The sequence below is a fragment of the Pseudolysinimonas sp. genome (assembly GCF_044239695.1).
GTDB lineage: Bacteria > Actinomycetota > Actinomycetes > Actinomycetales > Microbacteriaceae > Pseudolysinimonas_A.
In genome coordinates this window covers 1-14,481 of record NZ_JBIIAW010000080.1, presented here as the reverse complement: position 1 = coordinate 14,481, position 14,481 = coordinate 1, and the positions used below count along the sequence as shown (strand labels likewise).

Here is a 14,481-nt window from a genome sequence, read left to right as displayed (position 1 = left end):
ACGCGCAGCTTGACCTCGAGCGAGACCTCGCCGTCCATGTCGCTCGCGGTGCGCGTTCCGAGCAGCTCGTAGCGACCCCACTTGGCGTCCTCGGCGGGCGCGGGCAGGTACTCGTCCTGGAAGATCTCCCAGATCTGCTCGCTCGTCACCTCGCCGCCCTCGGAGTCGGTCTTGGCCTGCACGACGCCGCTGAACTCGATCTGCAGCCGGCGCGGCAGGTCGAGCGACCGGTCGGCCTTGAGCAGGTAGGCGACGCCGCCCTTGCCGGACTGCGAGTTGACCCGCACGACGGCCTCGTAGCCACGACCCAGGTCCTTCGGGTCGACCGGGAGGTAGGGCACCGCCCATTCGATCTCGGAGACCGGCTTGCCCTGCCGGGCGGCCTCGGCATCCATCGCCTCGAAGCCCTTCTTGATCGCGTCCTGGTGCGATCCCGAGAAGGCGGTGTAGACGAGGTCGCCCGCCCACGGCGAGCGCTCGGGCACGCGCAACTGGTTGCAGTACTCGGCGGTGCGGCGGATCTCGTCGAGGTCGCTGAAGTCGATCTGCGGGTCGATGCCCTGCGTGAACAGGTTGATGCCGAGAGCGACGAGGTCGACGTTGCCGGTGCGCTCGCCGTTGCCGAACAGGCACCCCTCGATGCGGTCGGCGCCGGCCTGGTAGCCGAGTTCCGCGGCCGCGACGGCGGTGCCGCGGTCGTTGTGCGGGTGCAGCGACAGCAGCACGCTGTCGCGGCGGGCGAGGTTGCGCGACATCCATTCGATCGAGTCGGCGTACACGTTCGGCGTCGCCATCTCGACGGTCGCCGGCAGGTTGATGATGATCTTGCGGTCCGGCGTCGGCTGGAAGTGCTCGATCACGGCGTTGCAGACCTCGAGCGCGTATTCGAGCTCGGTGCCGGTGTAGCTCTCCGGCGAATACTCGTAGTACACCTGCGTGCCGGGCACCGTGGCTTCGTACTGCGTGCACCAGCGGGCGCCCTGGAGCGCGATCTCCTTGATGCCCTCCTTGTCGCTGCGGAACACGACGTCGCGCTGCAGCACGCTCGTCGAGTTGTAGAGGTGCACGATCGCCTGCTTCGCACCCTGGATCGACTCGTAGGTGCGCTTGATCAGCTCCTCGCGCGCCTGCGTGAGCACCTGGATGGTGACGTCGTCGGGGATGAGGTCTTCTTCGATGAGCTGCCGCACGAAGTCGAAGTCGGTCTGGCTCGCCGACGGGAAACCGACCTCGATCTGCTTGTAGCCCATCTTCACGAGCAGGTCGAACATGATGCGCTTGCGCTCGGGGCTCATCGGGTCGATGAGCGCCTGGTTGCCGTCGCGGAGGTCGACGGCGCACCAGATGGGGGCCGTATCGATCGTCTTCGCCGGCCAGGTGCGGTCGGGCAGGTCGGTCGCGAACTGCGTCGCGTACGGGCGGTACCGGTGGATCGGCATCCCGGAGGGCTGCTGCGTGTTCTTCATGGTGGTGCTTCCTTCAAGTCGCTTGTCGTGATCAGCCGACGACGAAACTCCGCGACGAGGGAGGCTAAGAGTTAGACCTCGTCGCGGCGGCTAAGAAGGAGGAGGCCGAAACGCACGGAATAACGTTACCACCGACGCGGGTGCCGCCCACTACAGTGAGGCGTTCGGATGCGGGGAATGCATCCGAGCTTCCCTTGGATCATGGAGGCAACCGTGTCCCGTTCCACTCCTCTGCTCCGCACGGCGCTCGGCGCCGCGGTGCTCGGCTCCGCTCTGCTGCTCAGCGGCTGCTTCGCACCCCCCGTCCCCGTCGTCACCGAGACCCCGAAGCCGGAACCCGACTTCGGTTCGATCGGCGGCGACACCCCGGTTCCGATCGAGACCAGCATCCCGGTCGAGACCAGCGCCCCGTCGGAGGACGGCTTCGTCTCGGTGTACGACGACCTCGGCGTCGTGAAGGTCGCCGTTCCCGAAGACTGGTCGGATGTCACCGGCGAAGGCTTCACGACCGACGCCGGCCAGGACTGGGCGTTCGTGGCCGCCGCGGAAGACCTCGACGGCTATCTCGAGAGCTGGAGCGTCGCCGGAGTCGAGGTCGGGGCGACGTCGATCAGCGGCGTCGACGAGGCCACCCTCGACGCCCAGCTGCTCGGCCTGCTGGAGAGCGTCTCGGCTGCCTACGCGGAGTGCGGCACGATGACCGCCGACGCGCAGCGGTACGACGACGGGTTCTTCGTCGGGTACGAGTCGCTCTACGAGGAGTGCGGAATCGACGGCACCGTCGGCTTCGCGATCACCGCCGCGAGCCTCGACGGCACGCAGGTCGTCTTCGTCCGCGGTCAGATCACCTCCGCCTACGACGTGAACACCGTGTACTCGGCGATCACCGGATCGTTCGACACGTCGATCGGCCGCGCGGCCGGGGCCGACAAGAACTGATCCACCGACGAGGCGGGGCGTCCGGGATTCCGGGCGCCCCGCTCTCGTTTCGACCGGCTCAGTCGTTTCGACCGGCTCAGTCGACGGCGAGCGCCTCGACGGGCGAGACCCGCACCGCGGATCGTGCCGGAGCCCAGGACGCGATCGCGGTGATCGCCGCCCCCGCCAGCACGACGGCGCCGATCGCGACCCACGGCATCCCGGGGATCACGATCCCCTCGGTCGCCGTTCCGAGCAGGGACTGCGCCCCGGCCCAGCCGTAGAAGGCACCGAGCAGGAGTCCGAGCACGACGGCGGAGAACGTCAGCTGCGCGCTCTCGGCGAGCACCATGCGGCGCACCTGCGCCACCGTGAACCCGAGGGCGCGCAGCAGACCGAGTTCGCGGCGGCGCTGCAGCACGCTGAGCGACAGGTTGTTGACGAGCCCGACCGCGGCGATGAGCCCGCTGAACCCGACGAGCACCGAGAAGACGGCGGTCGTCGCGGTCAGCACCGGATCGACGCCCTGGTAGACGTCGGGGTTCTGGGACTGCGCGACCCGGATGGAGGTCTCGAAGCCGGCCATCGCCACGGCGAACATCGTCACGAGGGTGACCCCGATGACGAGCCCGATCGTCGCGCGGGAGCTGCGTTGCGGATGCCGGACGGCGTTTTCCGCCGCGAGCCGCGCCGGCGCGCTCCGTCCCGACAGCCGACCCGCGAGGCGCAGCACGGGGGGCATGACGACATCCGCGCCGAGCACGATCCCGGTGAACGAGAGGATGCCGCCGACCAGTCCGATGAGGATGGCGGCCGGGTTCACGAGACCGGCGACGACCCCCAACCCGAGCAGCGCGAACCCGACGATGACGAGCACGAGCGCGGTGCGGTTGCGGCCGGAGCGGTTGAGGGTCTCCTCGCGGCTCAGCTCTTCGCTGCGGCCGAGCGCCTCGAGCGGCGTGACCGTCGTGACCCGTCGCGAGCCGACCCAGGACGCCGCCCAGGTGGTGAGCACGACGCCGACGACGGGGATCAGGATCACCGGGTCGGTGAACGTGTAGCCCGCGTCGGGGATGGCGTCGGCGGCGACCGCGATGCGCTCGGTCGCGACGGCGACCCCGGTTCCGACGAGCCCGCCGACGAAGGACCCGAGGATGCCGACGACGAGTCCTTCCCAGGAGATCCGGCCGCGTTCCCTCCGCGCCGACGACCCCAGCAGGCGCAGCAGCGCGATGCTGCGCACCCGACCCGCGACGATCGTCGAGAAGGTGTTCGCGGTGACGACGGCGGCCACGTACACGGAGATCACGATGAACACGAACGCGAGCACCCGCAGCATGAGCGCGACCGTGGTGCTCGAACCGGTGACGTCGTCCTGCTCGATGACCGCGGTGAGCGCTCCCGTGATCTGCAGCAGCGCGACGCCGAACGCCGAGCCGAGCGCGGCGACGAGGATGCTCGCGCCGTGTCCCTTCAGGGCGGTCATGACGGCACCTCGAGCGACAGCATGAACGCCGAGATCTCCCCCGCGCTCGACCGCGGGCGATCCGCGACGATGCGACCGTCACCGAGCACGACGACCCGGTCGGCGTGGCTCGCCGCGATCGGATCGTGCGTCACCATCACGATCGTCTGACCGTGGCGGGTGGCGGCATCCCGCAGCAGCCCGAGCACGTCGCGGCCGGTCTTCGAGTCGAGGTTGCCGGTCGGCTCGTCGGCGAAGACGACCTCGGGCGTCGTGACGAGCGCGCGGGCGATCGCGACCCGCTGCTGCTGGCCGCCCGAGAGTTGGTGCGGCCGGTGCGTGAGGCGGTCACGCAGTCCGAGCGAGTCGATGAGCGACTCCAGTCGCGCGGCCTCCTGCACGTCGGGGCGGCGGCCGTCGAGTTCGAACGGCAGCAGCAGGTTGCCGCGCACATCGAGGGTCGGCACGAGGTTGAACGACTGGAAGACGAAGCCGACGCGACGACGTCGCACGAGCGTGAGCTGGGCGTCCGGCATCCGACCGATCTCGGCTTGGCCCAGCCAGACCTCGCCCGAGGTGGGCGCGTCGAGCCCGGCCATGATGTGCATGAGGGTCGACTTGCCGGAGCCCGACGGCCCCATGATCGCGGTGAACTCCCCGCGGCGGATATCGAGGTCGACGTCGCGCAGTGCCTGCACTTCGGCGGATCGGCTGCCGTAGGTCTTGGTCAGGGTCCGCACGCGGGCGGCCAGATTTTCGGTCATGTCTCGACGCTACGAATCCGCTGACCGCGCGGCGTCGGGCTGCGGGATGACGCGGGTGCGACGAGCGGATGACCACGGCCTCCACCTGACGCCCGACGCGTGCGAAACGTTGGCTGGTGACGGGGTCGCACCGTGGCGAGACTTGACGCATGAGAGTCCCCCGCGCCCTGATGCTCGCGGCCGTTCCCGCCGTCCTGCTCCTCGCTGCCTGCGCCACCCCGGCCGATCCCGGAGCCGGTGGAGATGTCGTGCCCGGCGGGGGCCAGCCGAACCCGATCGCGGCCTCCGGAGTCGTCGTCGGGCAGGGCACGGTCCTGCAGAAGGACGGCGAGGAGGCGCAGTTCTGCCTCGGCGCGATCATGGAGTCCTACCCTCCCCAGTGCTCCGGCCCCGAACTGGTCGGCTGGGAGTGGCCCGACGACGGGATGTGGGAGTCCGCGAGCGGCGTCACCTGGGGCAGCTACGCGGTCTCCGGCACCTGGGACGGCGAGGCGTTCACGCGGGGTGAGATGGTGATTCCGCTCGCCTTGTACGACCCCATCCGCCCCGAACCCGACCCGCGCGCCGACCCGGCCAACGCCGGCGACAACTCGGAGGAACTGCTGCTGCGCGTGCAGGAGGAGCTCGCCGCCTGGACTGAGGTCACCGTGCTGCAGTCGTTCCCCGAGAACGGATACCTCTGGGCGACGGTCCTCTACGACGACGGCACCATCCAGGCGTACCTCGACGAGATCTACGGTCCGGATGTCGTCGTCGTGCAGTCGGCGTTCCGCGACGTGCCGTAATCCTTGCTGTTCGCCCGAAATGGCCCCTTCGCGCTCGCGCAAGGGGCCATTTCGGGCAAACAGCCGGTGTGTGGCCTCAGACCAGTCGGCGTTCGAACGCGAAGACGACGAGCTGCACGCGGTCGCGCAGGGCGAGCTTGGCGAGTACCCGCGAGATGTGGGTCTTCACGGTCGCCTCGCTGACGAACTCGGCCTTCGCGATCTCGGAGTTGCTGAGGCCCCGGGCGGCGAGGAGGAAGATCTCCCGCTCCCGCGCGCTCAGACCGGCCAGGTGTTCGTCGGGATCGCCGGCCTGCGGCGCGCGCTCCCCGAAATGCTGGAACAGTTCCGTCGTCGCCGCCGGGGCGATGACGGCCGTGCCGGCGTGCACCGTGCGGATCGCGGCGAGCAGGAACTCCGGTTCCGCGTCCTTGAGCACGAACCCGCTCGCGCCCGCGCGGATCGCTTTCGCGGCGTTCTCGTCGAGGTCGAAGGTCGTGAGTACCAGCACCCGCGGGGCCGCGCTTCCGGCATCCTTCACGATCCACTCGGTCGCCTGGATGCCGTCGGCGACGGGCATGCGGATGTCCATGAGCACCACGTCGGGCGTGCTCGTCAGAACCATCGACCGGGCTTCGACGCCGTCGCCCGCCTCGCCGACGACCTCGAGGTCGTCCTGCGAGTCGATCAGCATGCGGAGGCCCCCACGGAAGAGCGGTTGGTCGTCGACCAGAGCCACCCGGATCTTCTTCGGCGTCATGCCGAGACCGGAGCCGCGGGCTCCCGCGTGAACGGGATCGTCGCCCGTACCCGGAACCGGCCGTTGGTGCCGTCACTCGCCTCGAGTTCGCCGCCCGCGAGGGTCGCGCGCTCGCGCATTCCCGGGATGCCGTGCCCCACCGTGTTCGCGGGCACCGCGGTGCCACGCGGGATGCCGTTCGTCACGATGACGGCGAGTGAGGTGCTGCCCCAGTCGAAGACGAGCTCCACGGGCTTCCCGCGGTCGCCGTGACGGAGGGCGTTGGTGAGACCCTCCTGCACGATCCGGTAGACCGCCAGGGCGGGCGTGCCGACGAGCTCGACGGCGGAGCCGTAGCTGTTCCACTCGACCTCGAGACCGGAGTCGCGGAAGCCGCGCACGAGCGCATCGAGGTCGTTCATCCCCGGCTGCGGGCCCGCCTCCTGGTTGTGGCGCAGCTCGCCGAGCAGCACCCGCACGTCGGTCAACGCGCCGCGCGCCGTCGTCGCGATGTTCTCCAGCGCCTCGACGACGGGGGCGGGCACGTTCTTCGCGCCGTAGCGGGCGCCGTCGGCCTGCGCGATCACGACGGCGAGCGAGTGGGCGACGATGTCGTGCACGTCCCGGGCGACCCGGTTGCGCTCCTGCTCGAGGGAGACGACCTGCTTCGCCTCGCCGAGCTTCACGGTGGCCTGGATCTCTCCGGTCTCGGCGCTCCGGCGCTGGCCGTTGACCCGCACGAGCATCCCCGCCACCCAGGCGAGCGCGAAGGTGGCTTCGAGCAGGAGGAAGGGAAGCACGCCGCTCAGCAGACCGGCGACGCCGACGATGCCGATGGCCGCGAAGAGCGTGCCGACCAGGCCCAGCCAGCGGGTCGCCAGCCTGCCGTACGCCGCCGTGCCGAAGAACACCGCGAACAGCGGCGCGAAGACGAGGTAGTTGCCGCCGTACCAGAGATAGGACGAGCCGAGCACGCCGACGGTCGCGATCGCCGCGAGAGCCAGAGCGGCGAGCGGAGCCATGCGGTAGAGCGCGAGCGCCGTGGCAAACATCACGAGGGCGAAGACCCCGAGGAGGCCGCCGCGGTTGGCGAGGTCGGGAAAGGCGAGCACGAAGAACACCGACGCGACGACGATCTCGATCACCGTGCGATGCTCCCGGACGAACACGAGCGCCCGGCCGAGATTCTCTTTCGAGAACCATCCGCCGACGCGTTCGAGTAGTTCCTGCTCGGTCATGCCTCCACGGTACGGCGCGGCCCGGCACCGGGCATCAGCCGCCGGAGTGATCCTCGGTCATCCCGAAGCAGGGGTCAGAAGCCGAGGCGCCCGAGCTGCTTGGGGTCGCGCTGCCACTCCTTCGCGACCTTCACCCGCAGCGACAGGAACACCTGCTTGCCCACGAGCGGCTCGATCTGGGCGCGGGCGCGGGCGCCGACATCCTGAAGTCGTTCACCGCCGTGGCCGATGACGATGCCCTTCTGGCTGTCGCGCTCGACCCAGAGGTTGGCGTAGATCTCGACCAGATCCTTGTCGTCGCGCTCGACCATGTCGTCGATCGTGACGGCGAGCGAGTGCGGCAGTTCGTCGCTCACGCCTTCGAGCACGGCCTCGCGGATGAGTTCCGAGACGCGGGCTTCGAGCGTCTCGTCGGTGCGCTGGTCGAGGTCGGGGTAGAGCGACGGCGAGACCGGCAGCATCGCGACGAGCTGGGTGAGCAACACGTCGAGCTGGATGCGGCTGGTCGACGAGACCGGCACGATCGCCTCCCAGTCCCGCAGCTCGCTCACGGCGAGCAACTGCTGCGCGACCGCCGGCCGGGAGGTGGCGTCGATCTTGGTGACGATCGCGACCTTCTTCGCCCGCGGGAAGCTGTCGAGCGACTCGTTGATGAAGCGGTCGCCGGGGCCGATCCGCTCGTTCGCCGGGATGCACATCCCGATGACGTCGACGTCGCCGAGGGTCGCGGTGACGACGTCGTTGAGCCGCTGGCCGAGCAGCGTGCGGGGACGGTGGATGCCCGGGGTATCGACGATGATCAGCTGGCCGTCGGCGCCGTGCACGATCCCGCGGATGGCGCGGCGCGTGGTCTGCGGTTTCGACGAGGTGATCGCGACCTTCTCGCCGACGAGCGCGTTCGTCAGCGTGGACTTGCCGACGTTGGGCCGCCCGACGAACGACACGAACCCGGACCGGTGGGGGGCGGTCATCCGGCGCTCTCCTTCTGCTGCGAATCGAACGCGGCCTTCGCCTCGAGGAGGGGCTGATCGGCTTCGACGACGATCGTGCGCAGGATCTTGCGCCGGCCTTCGATGCGCTCGGCGCGCAGTTTGAGTCCCGACACCTCGACCGTCGAGCCGGGGTCGGGCAGACGGCCCAGAGACTTGCTCAGCAGTCCGCCGGCCGAGTCGACCTCGTCGTCTTCGAGTTCGATGCCGAACAGGTCGCCGAGCTCGTCGAGCGGCAGGCGCGCACTCACCCGGAAGACGCCGCCGCCGAGGTGGGCGACATCCGGGGTCTCGCGGTCGTACTCGTCGGAGATGTCGCCGACGAGCTCCTCGATGAGGTCTTCGAGAGTGACGAGGCCCGCGATACCGCCGTACTCGTCGACGACGAGGGCGACGTGGATGCTCTTCAACTGCATCTGCCGAAGGGTGTCGTCGGCCTTCTTCGACTCGGGGACGAACTCGGGCTCGCGAGCCAGATCGCGCGCGGTCAGGTTGGCGGCATCCAGCGGCTGCTCGAACGAGAGCCGGGCGACGTCGCGCAGATAGAGCACGCCGAACACCTCATCGGCGTCCTTGCCGACGACCGGCATGCGCGAATGCCCCGTGCGCAGGAACTCGCGCATCGCGACGTCGAGGGTGTCGTCGCCGTCGAGGGTGTCCATATCGGTGCGCGGCACCATCACCTCACGCACGACGGTGTCGCCCCATTCGAAGATCGAGTGGATGAGTTCGCGGTCGTCCTGCTCGAGCACGTCGGCCTCGACGGCCTCGTCGACCATGCTCAGCAGTTGCTCCTCGCTGGAGAACGTCACGACCGGCGGCCGACCCGGAGTGACCCGGTTGCCGAGCCGGACGAGGCCGACCGCGAGCGGACCGAGCAGCAGGCGCAGGAAACGCACGATCGGAGCGGCGAAGGCGAGGATCGGGCGCGCGTGTGCTCGCCCGACCGACCGCGGGCTCGATCCGACGAGCACGAACGTGGTCGCGGTCATCACCGCGCCGGCGGCGAGCAGCACCCACCACCAGTCGGTCAGCACGATCGCGAACGCGAGAGTCACGAGCACCGCGGCGGTCGTCTCCGACAGCACGCGCATGAAGTTGAGGGCCGTGACGTGGGGGCCGGCGTCGGCGGCGATCGCGAGCAGCGACTTCTTGAACCGGCTGTGCGCCGCGAGGTCGGCGAGGTCGATCCGGCTGAGGGTGCTGAGCGCGGCGTCAGCGGCGGCGAGCAGGCCGCCGAAGGCGACGAGCAGCACGGCGATCGCGACGAAGACGCCGATCATCTGGGGTCCTATCGTTTTCGTTCGGAGAGCGTGAACCCGACGAGGATCTCGCGCTGGATGTCGAACATCTCGCGCTCCTCCTCCGGCTCGGCGTGGTCGTAGCCGAGCAGGTGCAGGATGCCGTGCGCCGTGAGCAGCTGCATCTCGTCGGACGGGCTGTGGCCGGCTTCCTGCGCCTGAGCAACGGCGACCTGCGGGCAGACCACGAGGTCGCCGAGCAGTCCCGGCGGGGTGATCTCGTCCTCGTTGCCGGGCCGCAGTTCGTCCATCGGGAAGGAGAGCACGTCGGTCGGTCCGGGCTCGTCCATCCACTGCACGTGGAGCTGCTCCATCGCGGCCTCGTCGACGAGCAGAATCGCCAGCTCGGCATCCGGGTGCACGTAGAGGTGGTCGAGCGCAAAGGTCGCGAGGCGCTGGAGGGCCGACTCGTCGACCTCGATGCCGGATTCGTTGTTGATCTCGATGCTCACCGGCGGCGCCTCGGCTTCTCGGGGCCGGGCTGCTTGCGGTCCTGCGGAACCTGCCCGCGACGCTCGGCTCGGTTGACGCCGTCGGGGTTGACGACGGGGTTCTGCTCGCGCTCGAAGCGCCGGGCCTGCTGCTGCGCGTCATACGCGGTGTAGCGGTCGACGATCTTTCCGACGAGCGAGTGGCGCACGACATCCTCGCTCGTGAGGCGCGCGAAATGGATGTCGTCCATGTCGCCGAGGATCTTCGACACCAGTTGCAGCCCCGACGCCCCGGCGGGCAGGTCGACCTGGGTGATGTCGCCGGTGACGACCATGCGGGTGCCGAAGCCGAGGCGGGTGAGGAACATCTTCATCTGCTCGGGCGTGGTGTTCTGCGCCTCGTCGAGCACGACGAACGCGTTGTTGAGCGTGCGACCGCGCATGTACGCCAGCGGGGCGACTTCGACGGTGCCGGAGGCGAGCAGCTTCGGCACCAGCTCGGGGTCCATCATCTCGTTGAGCGCGTCGTAGAGCGGCCGCAGGTAGGGGTCGATCTTGTCGTTGAGGGTGCCGGGCAGGAAGCCGAGGCGCTCCCCGGCCTCGATCGCCGGGCGGCTCAGGATGATGCGCTCGACCTCTTTGCGTTGCAGCGCCTGCACGGCCTTCGCCATCGCCAGGTAGGTCTTGCCGGTGCCGGCAGGGCCGATGCCGAAGACGATCGTGTTGTGGTCGATCGCGTCGACGTAGGCCTTCTGACCGAGCGTCTTGGGTCGGATGCTCTTGCCGCGGCTGGTGAGGATCGCCTGCGACAGCACGTCGGCCGGGCTGCCCTCGCCGCGCTCGAGGATGCGAGCCCCGGCCGTCACATCGGACGGGCCGAGGTCGACGCCGTTCTTCACCATCGCCACCAGTTCCTGCACGAGCCGCTCGGCGGCCCGTACCTCGTTCTCGGGTCCGTCGAGGGTCACGTGGTTGCCGCGCACGAGCACGGTCACCTCGGGAAAGCGTTTCTCGATCGTCGACAGCAGCCGATCCTGCGGACCGAGCAGACGGACCATCGCGACGCCGTCGACCTCGAGCTCCGCCCGCTGGGGCGCAGCGGGGTCGGGTTCGGTCACAGGGAGGCCTCCGTCAGGCCGCCGCCGAGAACGTGGGCGTGCACGTGGAACACGGTTTGGCCGGCATCCGCTCCGGTGTTGAAGACGAGCCGGTACTGCCCGCCGCAGTGCTCGTCGGCGAGCTGCTGCGCGATCGCGACGATGTCGGCGAGCAGCGCGGGGTCGCCCGCGGCGAGTTCGGCGACGTTCGCGTACTCCCCCGTCTTCGGGAAGAGCAGCAGGTGCACGGGCGCCTTCGGCGCGATGTCCCGGATGCCGAGCACCCGCTCGTTCTCGAACACCTTCGTCGACGGGATCTCCCCCGCGACGATGCGTTCGAACACGCTCGGCTCTGCCATGTCCCTCAGTTTACGGGGCCGCATCCCAGGCGGTCCGGTAGTAGTGGATGCGTTCGGCATCGGGGATTACGCCGTAAGCGTGAAAGAACTCGTCCTGCCACCCCTCGCCGTAGTTCCCGTCGAGGCTCATGCTCGCGACCGCGAGGTCGGCCCAGCGGTCGCCGACGCCGATCGAGCCGAGGTCGACGTGCCCGGCGAACCGGCCGTCGGGCCCGATGATCGTGTTCGGCGCGCAGGCGTCGCCGTGCAGGACGACCGCCCCGTCGTCGGGACGCGGCGCATCGGCGGGGATCCACGCAGTGCGGAACGGGCACGCGGCCGCAGGCACTTTGTCGTGCAGGGCGCGCAGCCCCGCCGCGATCGCGCGCACGGCATCCCGCGGCCGGTCGAGCCACTCCCCCGTCACGGCACCCGTGCCCGGGAGACTCCGTGTGACCAGCACCTGCCCGTCGTCGTCGCGCCCGAGGTCGAGCACCGGGGGCACAGGATGTCCGATCGTGCGCGCCCAGTGCAGCCGCACCCGTTCATCCTCGAGGTCGACGCCGCTGCCGCGTGGGTTCCACTTGAGGAACCGATCGCCGGCGACGAACGTGTACCCGCCGATCTCGTTCGCCCAGACGACGTCGTCGATGCGCTCGGCGAAGGCGTGCACGAGCGGCGGCACCTCGACCGGTCCGGTCGGCGGGCCGGCTACCACCGGCCCAGCTTCGCGTTGAGCACGGCGAGCGCCGCCGGACCGGCCGTCGAGGTGCGCAGCACCTCGGGCCCGAGACGCACCGCCCGGGCGCCCGCGACCGCGAGGGTGTCGAGTTCACGCGGCGACACCCCGCCCTCGGGTCCGACGACAAGCGTGATGCGCTCGGCATCCAGGTCGACCTCGGTGAGCCGTTCCGCTGCGGTCGGCTCGAGCACGAGCACGAGCCCCGGCAGCTTCGTGAGGGATGCCGTGGTCGCGATCGCGTCCACGACTGGCACCCACGGGCGGATCGACTGCTTCGTCGCCTCGCGCACGATCGACGCCCAGCGCTCCCGGCCCTTCTCGACCTTCGCGCCCTCCCAGCGGGTGATCGACCGCTCCGCCGCCCACGGGATCACCCCGGTCGCGCCGAGCTCGGTCGCCGCCTGGATCGCCAGCTCGTCGCGGTCGCCCTTCGCGAGCGCCTGGGCGAGCCACAGCTCGGGCGCGGGCGCGGGATGCCGGTTCGCCGCCTCGACGGTCAGCGTCAGCGTGTTCCCCTCGATCGAAGCCACGGGACCCGTCACCACGAGACCCGCGCCGTCGGAGATCGATAGCGTCTCCCCGACGCGCACCCGGGCGACCGTGATCGCGTGCCGCCCCTCGTCGCCGCCGAGCGTCACGACGGAGCCGGCCACGGCATCCCCGAGGGAGGGCGAGAGATACAGAGAGGCCATGTGACGACGCTACCGACCCCGCCTCCCCGCGGGTCGAGTGCCGCGCGCAGCGCGGTGTATCGAGACCGCCCCCCGAGCAACCCGGACGTGGGTTTCGATACACCGCCTCCGGCGGCACTCAACCCGCGGAACCTCGCGGTTTCGATACACCGCCTACGGCAGCACTCAACCCGCGGGTGAGCGGTCAGCCGAGGAAGCGGTCGCGCAGCTTCGCGAAGAGGCCCTGCTGGAAGGTCGAGAACTCCGGCGGAACCGGTCGGCGGGAGGCCGCGAACTCCTGCATGAGCTTCTGCTCCTTGGAGTTGAGCCGCACCGGCGTGACGACGTGGATGCCGACTTTCAGATCTCCCCGACCCTGGCCCCGGAGGTGGGTGATGCCGCGATCCTTGATCGTCACGACGTCGGCGCTCTGCGTGCCCGGCTTGATCTCGATCGCGACGTCGCCGTCGAGCGACGCGAGGTTCACCTGCGTGCCGAGCACGGCATCCGTCATCTGCACTTCGAGCGTCGCGAGCAGGTCGTCGCCGTTGCGGCTGAAGACGTCGTGGTGCTTGACCTTGACCTCGAGGTAGACGTCGCCGTTCGGGCCGCCCGCCGGGCCGGACTCGCCCTGACCGGGGAGATGCAGGCGCGTTCCCGTCTCGACGCCCGCGGGGATGTCGAGCGACAGGGTGCGCTTGGCCCGCACGCGCCCCTGACCGGCGCAGGTCGGGCAGGGGTTCGGGATGACGGTGCCGTAGCCGCGGCAGGTGCCGCACGGGCTCGAGGTCATGACGTTGCCCAGCAGCGAGCGCACGGCGCGCTGGATCTGCCCGGTGCCGCGGCAGATGTCGCAGGTGACGGGTGAGGTTCCGGGGGCGCAGCACGACCCCGCGCAGGTCTCGCAGGTGACGGCCGTGTCGACGTCCACGTCACGGTGCACGCCGAAGACGACCTCGTCGAGGGCGATCTCGAGGCGCAGCAGCGAGTCCTGCCCGCGCTCGCGTCGGGACCGCGGACCCCGGCTCTGCTGCGCGGCACCGAAGAACGTCTCGAAGATGTCGCCGAACCCGAAACCGCCCCCGCCCGCGCCGCCGAAGCCCGGCTGCGGGCCCAGGTCGTAGCGCTCGCGCTGGTCGGGGTCGCTCAGCACGTCGTAGGCGTGCGTCACCGACTTGAACCGCTCGGCCGCCTCAGCACTCGGGTTCACGTCCGGGTGCAGTTCGCGCGCCAACCGGCGGTACGCCTTCTTGATCTCCTCGGGCGACGCGTTCTTGTCGACTCCGAGGACTCCGTAATGGTCGCTCAACCGCGATCTTCCTCACCGAGCAGCCGCGTCAGGTACCGCGCCACCGCGCGGACGGCTGCCATGTTGTTCGAATAGTCCATGCGGGTCGGACCGAGCACCCCGAGGTGCGCCAGCCCGCCGCCGGCGGCCGAATACCCGGTCGCCACCACGCTCGTCTCGCCGAGACCCGGGGTCTCGTGCTCGCGACCGATGCTCGTGCTCACCGCGTCGATATCGATCGCCATCTCCCCGAACAGCTTCAGCATCGTG

At 69.9% G+C, this 14,481-nt stretch carries 15 protein-coding genes and 1 pseudogene; 2 read left to right on the top strand and 14 right to left on the bottom strand.

Annotated features, from left to right (window positions below):
• The coding region (gene leuA / locus ACILQS_RS12055) for a 2-isopropylmalate synthase (protein ID WP_395640371.1) at positions 1 to 1,466 on the bottom strand (1,466 nt) is incomplete at its 3' end.
• Between the two features lie 201 nt (positions 1,467 to 1,667).
• Between leuA and ACILQS_RS12050 the strand changes: the two genes are divergently transcribed.
• The gene (locus ACILQS_RS12050) at positions 1,668 to 2,405 is read left to right on the top strand and encodes a hypothetical protein (RefSeq protein ID WP_395640370.1); all 738 of its coding nucleotides are present in this window, start codon (positions 1,668 to 1,670) and stop codon (positions 2,403 to 2,405) included.
• Between the two features lie 76 nt (positions 2,406 to 2,481).
• Here the strand turns inward: ACILQS_RS12050 and ACILQS_RS12045 are convergent, their stop codons facing one another.
• Both ACILQS_RS12045 and ACILQS_RS12040 read right to left on the bottom strand, forming a co-directional pair.
• Positions 2,482 to 3,870 carry an ABC transporter permease gene (locus ACILQS_RS12045; protein WP_395640369.1) on the bottom strand — a complete coding sequence of 463 codons (1,389 nt, stop codon included), beginning with the start codon at positions 3,868 to 3,870 and terminating at the stop codon, positions 2,482 to 2,484.
• Positions 3,867 to 4,613 carry an ABC transporter ATP-binding protein gene (locus ACILQS_RS12040; RefSeq protein WP_395640368.1) on the bottom strand — a complete coding sequence of 249 codons (747 nt, stop codon included), beginning with the start codon at positions 4,611 to 4,613 and terminating at the stop codon, positions 3,867 to 3,869. The genes ACILQS_RS12045 and ACILQS_RS12040 overlap by 4 nt, the downstream gene beginning before the upstream one ends.
• 149 nt (positions 4,614 to 4,762) lie before the next feature.
• Here ACILQS_RS12040 and ACILQS_RS12035 point away from each other — a divergent pair, with 149 nt between their 5' ends.
• Complete coding sequence (locus ACILQS_RS12035) at positions 4,763 to 5,398, top strand: hypothetical protein (protein ID WP_395640367.1); 636 nt, start codon at positions 4,763 to 4,765, stop codon at positions 5,396 to 5,398.
• A 76-nt stretch (positions 5,399 to 5,474) separates the two neighbouring features.
• Here the strand turns inward: ACILQS_RS12035 and ACILQS_RS12030 are convergent, their stop codons facing one another.
• The 11 genes and pseudogenes from ACILQS_RS12030 to ACILQS_RS11980 form a co-directional block, all read right to left on the bottom strand.
• Entirely contained in the window at positions 5,475 to 6,137 is a 663-nt protein-coding gene (locus tag ACILQS_RS12030; protein ID WP_395640366.1) for a response regulator, read from the bottom strand.
• Entirely contained in the window at positions 6,134 to 7,354 is a 1,221-nt protein-coding gene (locus ACILQS_RS12025; protein WP_395640365.1) for a sensor histidine kinase, read from the bottom strand. The genes ACILQS_RS12030 and ACILQS_RS12025 overlap by 4 nt, the downstream gene beginning before the upstream one ends.
• Before the next feature lie 74 nt (positions 7,355 to 7,428).
• Positions 7,429 to 8,325 carry a GTPase Era gene (gene era, locus ACILQS_RS12020; protein WP_395640364.1) on the bottom strand — a complete coding sequence of 299 codons (897 nt, stop codon included), beginning with the start codon at positions 8,323 to 8,325 and terminating at the stop codon, positions 7,429 to 7,431.
• Entirely contained in the window at positions 8,322 to 9,626 is a 1,305-nt protein-coding gene (locus ACILQS_RS12015) for a hemolysin family protein (protein ID WP_395640363.1), read from the bottom strand. Before ACILQS_RS12015 ends, era begins: the two co-directional genes overlap by 4 nt.
• 8 nt (positions 9,627 to 9,634) lie before the next feature.
• On the bottom strand, positions 9,635 to 10,096 hold the full coding sequence (gene ybeY / locus ACILQS_RS12010) for an rRNA maturation RNase YbeY (protein ID WP_395640362.1): 462 nt from the start codon (positions 10,094 to 10,096) through the stop codon (positions 9,635 to 9,637).
• Complete coding sequence (locus ACILQS_RS12005) at positions 10,093 to 11,133, bottom strand: PhoH family protein (RefSeq protein WP_395640372.1); 1,041 nt, start codon at positions 11,131 to 11,133, stop codon at positions 10,093 to 10,095. The genes ybeY and ACILQS_RS12005 overlap by 4 nt, the downstream gene beginning before the upstream one ends.
• A gap of 56 nt (positions 11,134 to 11,189) precedes the next feature.
• Positions 11,190 to 11,531: a histidine triad nucleotide-binding protein gene (locus ACILQS_RS12000; RefSeq protein WP_395640361.1), complete on the bottom strand. Its 342-nt coding sequence runs from the start codon at positions 11,529 to 11,531 to the stop codon at positions 11,190 to 11,192.
• A gap of 10 nt (positions 11,532 to 11,541) precedes the next feature.
• Complete coding sequence (locus ACILQS_RS11995) at positions 11,542 to 12,228, bottom strand: phosphotransferase (RefSeq protein ID WP_395640360.1); 687 nt, start codon at positions 12,226 to 12,228, stop codon at positions 11,542 to 11,544.
• Positions 12,222 to 12,944 carry a 16S rRNA (uracil(1498)-N(3))-methyltransferase gene (locus tag ACILQS_RS11990; RefSeq protein WP_395640359.1) on the bottom strand — a complete coding sequence of 241 codons (723 nt, stop codon included), beginning with the start codon at positions 12,942 to 12,944 and terminating at the stop codon, positions 12,222 to 12,224. The genes ACILQS_RS11995 and ACILQS_RS11990 overlap by 7 nt, the downstream gene beginning before the upstream one ends.
• Positions 12,945 to 13,128: 184 nt before the next feature.
• The gene (gene dnaJ / locus ACILQS_RS11985; RefSeq protein WP_395640358.1) at positions 13,129 to 14,232 is read right to left on the bottom strand and encodes a molecular chaperone DnaJ; all 1,104 of its coding nucleotides are present in this window, start codon (positions 14,230 to 14,232) and stop codon (positions 13,129 to 13,131) included.
• Positions 14,229 to 14,481: pseudogene (locus ACILQS_RS11980) on the bottom strand (heat-inducible transcriptional repressor HrcA); the annotation flags it as partial. The gene dnaJ and the pseudogene ACILQS_RS11980, both read right to left, overlap by 4 nt.